The sequence below is a fragment of the Chamaesiphon sp. GL140_3_metabinner_50 genome (genome assembly GCF_025361915.1).
Taxonomy (GTDB): domain Bacteria; phylum Cyanobacteriota; class Cyanobacteriia; order Cyanobacteriales; family Chamaesiphonaceae; genus Chamaesiphon.
On the sequence record NZ_JANYJC010000171.1, the window covers coordinates 1 to 3,312 of the forward strand.

The following is a 3,312-nucleotide window of genomic DNA, read 5'->3' on the forward strand; positions in this document are numbered from 1 at the left end:
GGCGAATGTTAACGATATGGTTAGCAAAGCTGAAGATCCAGAAAAAATTCTGGAACAGGCAGTAATGGATATGCAAGAAGACTTGGTACAATTGCGCCAAGCGGTAGCTAGTAGTATCGCCAACCAAAAGCGTACCGAGCAGCAGTATAACAAAGCAATGGGCGATGCCAATAGCTGGCAGAGCAAAGCGCAATTAGCTTTACAAAAAGGAGACGAAGATCTCGCCCGCGAAGCTCTCGTGCGGAAGAAGAACTACAGTGAAACTGCCAGCAGCCTCAAAGCTCAATTGGATGGGCAAGCAGGTACGGTAGACACAATGAAAAAAAGTCTGATCCAACTTGAGGGCAAGATTTCTGAAGCGAAAACCAAGAAAGATATGCTCAAATCTCGCGCTCAAGCTGCCAAAGCGCAAGAACAACTTCAAGGCGCAGTCGGACGTTTGGGCACTAATAGTGCGATGGCGGCTTTCGAGCGGATGGAAGAGAAAGTCCTCATTCAAGAAGCCAAATCTCAAGCCGCAGCCGAACTAACTGGCGCAGATTTAGAAAGTAAATTTGCAGCTCTTTCCGCAGGTAGCGATGTTGATGACGAACTCGCCGCGATGAAACAGCAGATGCTCGGTGGTTCTCAACCTACCGCAGCACTACCTCAAGGCAAGGGATCGCCAACATCCGCCGCGCCGAAAGATACTGTCAAAGCACCAATGAGTCCCCAAGACGAGGAATTAGAAGCATTACGCAAACAAATCGACGGTTTGTAAATAAATCCGCTCGGCACTTCTGTAATTAACTTTCAACTCAGATTTGAGGCTACGTTTGGGTGGTTGTACTCGACAACCATCCAGCTTTTCGTGCTAAAAATTTATAGTCAGACTCAGTACCCTCTCATCTGTCGATCAAGAACTTGTCAAATCGATCGATTGTCTGTTTAGATTTTAGGTATTAGGTATTAGGTATTTGGCGTTGGAACTGCGCTCCGTCCCCCTGTCCCCCCGTCCCCCGTTTCCCCCGTTTCCCCCTTAAACAATGAAAAAACCACTAGCCATTCTATGTCTGGGCTTAGTTGCGATCGAACTAAGTTACTTTCCTAGCGTTCTTGCTGCGACTCAAACCAAACCTGTCGATAATACGATTGGGTGCGATATCATGGTGGCGGGTGGCGGCTTGAGCGGTACGGCCACAGCATATGAAGGCTTGTTGGCTGGGAAGACAGTCTGCATGACCGAAATTACCGACTGGGTTGGCGGACAAATATCGGCGCAAGGCGTATCCGCGTTAGACGAACGCCCCACCCAACGCGCGAAAAACTATTTTCCACGCGGCTATTTAGAATTTCGCCAGCAAGTGAAGGACTATTATGGCAAATTAAATTCTGGCTACTGCTGGGTGAGTGAAGCTTGTTTCTTGCCTAAAGATGCTCACAAACTTTTGTATGGGATGTTAAAGACAGCCGAGAGCAAAGGTAAAGGCAAGTTATATTGGTACCCCAACACGGTTGTCAAACAGCTCATCGTTGGTAAGAAAGGTGAAGGACAACAAATTAATGCTGTTGTCGCCATCCAGCACCAATCCCAACCGGGAACGCCACCTATTAACACCGAACCGCTTTCTAAAACGATCGAAGATGCTTATAGCTACCAAGATTCGCCCAGATTTCAGAAGCGCAAAATTATTTTCATTCCCACTTATAAAACGCCCAAACAGCAAGCCGCAAAACCCGCCGATTGGTATGTAGTCGATGCCACCGAGACTGGAGAACTGGTAGGATTAGCAGATGTACCATATCGGTTAGGACTCGATCCACGATCGGCAGACGAACCTTCCTCAGCTAGCACAACGGGCGATCCTTACTGTACTCAAGGGTTTACATATCCATTTGCGATGGAGACGACAGCCACCCCGCAATTACAAGTACAGCCAGTCACTTATCAACAATACTCACCCTACTATAGCTACGAACTCAAACGTCTGGCTGATTTTGGCTTAGTCTACACCTATCGCCGGATTTATAGTTCGGGAACGGGCAAACCTACCAAATTTGGCGGAATTAACTTCACAGCACCCGCTGTCGGCGATATCTCCATGCAAAATTGGACATGGGGAAACGATTATCGTCCCGGTAGTGCCCAAGATAATTTAATTCTCGATCGATCGCAACTGCAACTATCCGGGCAACTTGGCGCGGGTGGTTGGATGGGTGGCTTACGTACCGACACCCTCCGTAAAGGCGAAGAAAACGCCCAAGGATTCTATTATTGGCTGGTAGCTGGTAAAACCGATTCTCGCGCCAATCCCGACCCCACATCGCCCAATTATTGGGTTAAAACACCCAACCCCAATCAACGATATATCAGCGGATTGGACTCCCCAATGGGTACGGCGCACGGTTTATCTAAATATCCCTACATCCGCGAAGGTCGCCGAATTATCGGCAGACCAAGTTACGGATACAAAGACGGATTTACGATCGCAGAGGTCGATATGAGCCGCAACAACCTGCTCGATCCGAAACGAACGGCAATCCTATCGCCAACCGAATTACGGCAGCTACAGGCGAATTTATCGGGGGTAAATGCTCTCAACGTCCTCACTGGCGATAAACCGACTCCTCGCAATCGATCGACCCTATACGCCGATACAGTCGGCATCGGGCACTACGCAATCGATTTCCACCCCTGTATGCAAAATAATCCCCCCGAAGCCCCTAATAATAGCGAACGAGCTGGCGCGCGGCAAGGTGAAGGGCAAGCTTATCCATTTCAAATTCCCCTGCGGGCGATGATCCCCCAAAAAATTGATAATATGTTAGTGGCGGGAAAAAGCATTGCCACCAGTCACGTCGCTGCTGCTGCCTATCGAATTCACTCATTTGAATGGTCTGCTGGTGCTGCTGCTGGCACCACGGCGGCATATGCCCTAGAGAAAGGCATTACCCCCGCCCAAATGGTCGCACCCCTCCCCGACCGATCGATCGCGATAATTGAATTACGCAAACGTCTAGAAGCTAACAACAACCCCACATCTTTTCCCAATACCTCAATTTTTAATAATAATTGGCAAGATTGGAAATAAATACTATGGTTTTCGCACCTGAAAAGTCCAGTCAAACAATCCAAAAACTTTATCCCAATTTTAAGATCATTGTCTTAGATGATGACTTTAATACCTTCGAGCATGTATCTACATGTCTGCTCACTTATATCCCCGGTATGAGTGAAGATCGGGCTTGGGAATTGACAAATCAAGTCCATTTTGAAGGACAATCGATCGTCTGGGTTGGCCCCCAAGAACAAGCCGAACTCTATCACCAACA

The 3,312-nt window shown here is 48.1% G+C and carries 3 protein-coding genes; all 3 read left to right on the forward strand.

Features of this window, described 5'->3' with window-relative positions; translation table 11 throughout:
* On the forward strand, nt 1-760 hold a 760-nt coding region (locus tag Q0R35_RS08710; protein WP_295616250.1), incomplete at its 5' end, for a PspA/IM30 family protein.
* 265 nt (nt 761-1,025) lie between these two features.
* Entirely contained in the window at nt 1,026-3,071 is a 2,046-nt protein-coding gene (locus Q0R35_RS08715; RefSeq protein WP_295616254.1) for an FAD-dependent oxidoreductase, read from the forward strand.
* Between the two features lie 5 nt (nt 3,072-3,076).
* Nucleotides 3,077-3,312: ATP-dependent Clp protease adapter ClpS (clpS, locus tag Q0R35_RS08720; protein ID WP_295616257.1), on the forward strand; the 236-nt coding region annotated here is incomplete at its 3' end.